The sequence below is a fragment of the Kitasatospora sp. NPDC001261 genome, assembly GCF_042896795.1.
In the GTDB taxonomy this organism is placed as follows: Bacteria; Actinomycetota; Actinomycetes; order Streptomycetales; family Streptomycetaceae; genus Kitasatospora.
The window spans coordinates 1-3383 of record NZ_JBIAXP010000067.1 but is presented as its reverse complement, the minus strand read 5'-3'; the positions used below and the strand labels follow the sequence as shown (position 1 = coordinate 3383).

The following is a 3383-nucleotide window of genomic DNA, read 5'->3' as shown; positions in this document are numbered from 1 at the left end:
ACGGACGCGGCAATGACATGACAGCCACACCCGGCATCCCTGGGTGCCCTGATCTTACGAATGACCAGAACGATCCCACGAAGAAAGGTATGGATCGTCATGGGCCGAGTCTGCCACGGCGCCGTGCCGGTACCCACGACAGCGCGGTGCACCGGTTTTCCCCCCGCATTGCTCGCCTTCTGGCGAAGAATTACCTCCCCATTACGTCATTGGCGAAGGTATTCGGCCAACTTGTTGCACAAAGGGTGACGCGTTCAGACCAAAAATGACACTGTTCCTTCCCATCTCATTCGAACCACCAGCTCTACCGGGCGGCGTCACCCCAGGCCGCCCGGCTGACTCCGGCCCCCGAACCCGGGCCGTCGCAGAAGGAGTTCCGTGTGACTCGATCCCCCCGAAAGTCCACCGCCGCGGGCGCGTTGCTAGTCGGCGCCGCGATGGTCGTGGCCGCTCTGACGCCCGGCGTCGCCGCCGCCGACACTCCTGCCGGGACTCCCGCCGAGGCCCCCGCCGGGGTCCAGGCCTTCGCCGGCGCGATGCCGGTGCAGCTGTCGCCCGAGCAGCGCGGCGAGCTGCTGGCCTCCGCGGACGCGTCCCTGGCGAAGACCGCGAGGTCGCTGAACCTGGACGCGAAGGAGGCGCTGGTCGTCAAGGGCGTCACCAAGGACGCGGACGGCAGCCTGCACACCCGCTACGAGCGGACCTTCGACGGACTCCCGGTGCTCGGCGGCGACCTGGTCGTCCACACCGCCCCCGACGGCACCACCAGGGGCGTCACCAAGGCCACCGAGGCGGACATCGCCGTCGACACCACCCCCAAGGAGAGCGCTGACGCGGCGAAGGGCCTCGCGCTCGACAGCGCCGAGAGCGCGAAGGTCACGGAGGCGGCGGCCGACGACGCCCGCAAGGTGGTCTGGGCCGCGTCCGGCACCCCGCGGCTCGCCTGGGAGACGGTGGTCACCGGTACGCAGGAGGACGGCACGCCGTCCGAACTGCACGTCATCACCGACGCCGACACGGGCAAGAAGATCTTCGAGTACCAGGGCATCGAGACCGGCGTCGGCACCAGCAAGTACTCGGGCCAGGTCACCATCGGCACCTCGGCGGTCGCCGGCGGCTTCGCGATGACCGACAACACCCGCGGCGGCCACAGCACCTACGACCTGAACGGCACCAGCGGCACCAGGACGCTGTTCACCAACCCGACCGACACCTGGGGCGACGGCACCGTCGCCAACCGGCAGACCGCGGCCGTCGACGCCGCCTACGGCGCCCAACTCACCTGGGACTACTACAAGAACGTCCACGGCCGCAACGGCATCAAGGACGACGGCGTAGGCGCCTACACCCGGGTCCACTACGGCAAGAACTACGTCAACGCGTTCTGGTCCGACGCCTGCTTCTGCATGACCTACGGCGACGGCGCGGGCAACGTCAAGCCGCTGACCTCGATCGACGTCGGCGCCCACGAGATGACCCACGGCGTCACCTCCGCCACCGCGAAGCTGGTCTACAGCGGCGAGTCCGGCGGCCTGAACGAGGCCACCTCCGACATCATGGCCGCCGCGATCGAGTTCTGGGCCGACAACCCCGAGGACAAGGGCGACTACCTGGTCGGCGAGAAGATCGACATCCGGGGCGACGGCAGCCCGCTGCGCTACATGGACAAGCCCTCCAAGGACGGCCGCTCCAGGGACTACTGGTCGGCCGACGTCGGCTCCGTCGACGTCCACTACTCCTCCGGCCCGGCCAACCACTGGTTCTACCTGGCCTCCGAGGGCAGCGGCGCCAAGACCGTCAACGGCGTGGCCTACGACTCCCCGACCTCCGACGGCCTGCCGGTGACCGGCATCGGCCGGGACGCGGCGGCCAAGATCTGGTACCGGGCGCTCACCACCTACATGACCTCGTCGACCAACTACGCGGCCGCCCGCACCGCCACCCTCCAGGCCGCCGCCGACCTGTACGGGAAGAACACCACGACGTACCAGAACACCGCCAACGCCTGGGCGGCCATCAACGTCGGCCCGCGCGTCGTCGACGGCCTCCTGCTGGAGCCCGTCGCCAACCAGATCACCGCGATCGGCACCTCCGCCGACCTCGGGGTCGAGGCCTCGAACCTCAACCCCGGCATCGTCACCTACCACGCGACCGGCCTCCCCCTGGGCCTGACGCTCCACCCGGTCACCGGCCGCGTCACCGGCGTCCCGGCCCTCCCGGGCACCTACACGGTCACCGTGACCGCCCAGAGCTCCCACCGCGGCAGGACGTCGACGACGTTCACCTGGCGGGTCTCCCCGGGCATCTTCGCGAACAGCACCTCCCTGCCGATCCCGGACGGCGGCCCGGCGGTCTTCTCCGACATCGTCGTCGACCGGCTCCAGGGCCAGGCGCCGAGCGACCTCAAGGTGAGCGTGGACATCAAGCACACCTGGCGCGGCGACCTGGTCATCGACCTGATCGGCCCGGACGGCACGGTGTACTCGCTGAAGAAGGGCAGCTTCAGCGACTCGGGCGAGAACGTCATCGAGACCTACACGGTGGACGCCTCCGCCCAGCCCGCCAAGGGCACCTGGCGCCTCCGCATGCAGGACACGTACCGCGGCGACTCCGGCCACCTCGACGGCTGGAAGCTCATCTTCTGACCGCACCCGCACCGAGCACGGCCCCCTGAGCACGGACCACTGAGGTGATCCGGTCGGCGAGAGCACGTCCTCGCCGACCGGATCACCTCTTGCACGTGCGGCACGGACCGCCACCCACGGACGGTCCGGGTCAGCGGGTCAGCGGGTCAGCGGGCCACGAGTCAGCGGGCCAGGAGGAACTTGGTGGTCGGCACGTTGCGGACGGTGGCGCAGTCCAGGTTCGACGTGGTGGCGCTGTAGGTGAAGCCGCTCGGGACGCTGCACGCCCACATGCCGCTGACCGGGACGCGCAGGTGGAAGGTGGTGGACGGGACGCCCTGGGTCAGGCTGCACGTGGTGGAGGAGCCGGCGGCGTCGTAGGTGAAGCCCGGGGCGGTCGAGCAGGCGGTGAGGCCGTCGACGGGCGTGCGCAGGTGGTACTGCGGCGAGTTCCAGCTGCCGCCGCCGCTACACGTCCGGCTGAAGACGACCCCCTCGTAGACGTAGCCGGAGGGGACGGAGCAGGCCCAGGTGTCGTCGAGCCCCGTGGTGGCGGCGGTGGCCGGTGCCGCGGTGACGGCCCCGGTGAGCAGCAGGGTGAGCGCGGCGAAGGCGGCGAGCAGCGCGGTGCGTGCGGTACGTACGGTTCGTGCGACGGACATGTCTTCCATACCTTTCTTCGTGGGATCGTTCTGGTCATTCGTAAGATCAGGGCACCCAGGGATGCCGGGTGTGGCTGTCATGTCATTGCCGCGTCCG

The 3383-nt window shown here is 69.6% G+C and carries 2 protein-coding genes; one reads left to right on the top strand and one right to left on the bottom strand.

Annotated elements, in window-relative coordinates; translation table 11 throughout:
* The first annotated feature begins 437 nt into the window (after positions 1–437).
* A complete protein-coding gene (locus ACFY4B_RS42530; protein ID WP_387977176.1) occupies positions 438–2645 on the top strand; it encodes a M4 family metallopeptidase in 2208 nt (735 codons plus the stop codon).
* Between the two features lie 161 nt (positions 2646–2806).
* Here ACFY4B_RS42530 and ACFY4B_RS42525 read toward each other — a convergent pair whose 3' ends face one another.
* On the bottom strand, positions 2807–3286 hold the full coding sequence (locus ACFY4B_RS42525) for a hypothetical protein (protein WP_049659966.1): 480 nt from the start codon (positions 3284–3286) through the stop codon (positions 2807–2809).
* Positions 3287–3383 lie beyond the last annotated feature (97 nt).

Bases quoted from the DNA above. Each gene is read 5' to 3' on its own strand.
- ACFY4B_RS42530 (WP_387977176.1), top strand. From the start codon at position 438: ATGGTCGTGGCCGCTCTGACGCCCGGCGTCGCCGCCGCCGACACTCCT.
- ACFY4B_RS42525 (WP_049659966.1), bottom strand. From the start codon at position 3,286: ATGTCCGTCGCACGAACCGTACGTACCGCACGCACCGCGCTGCTCGCC.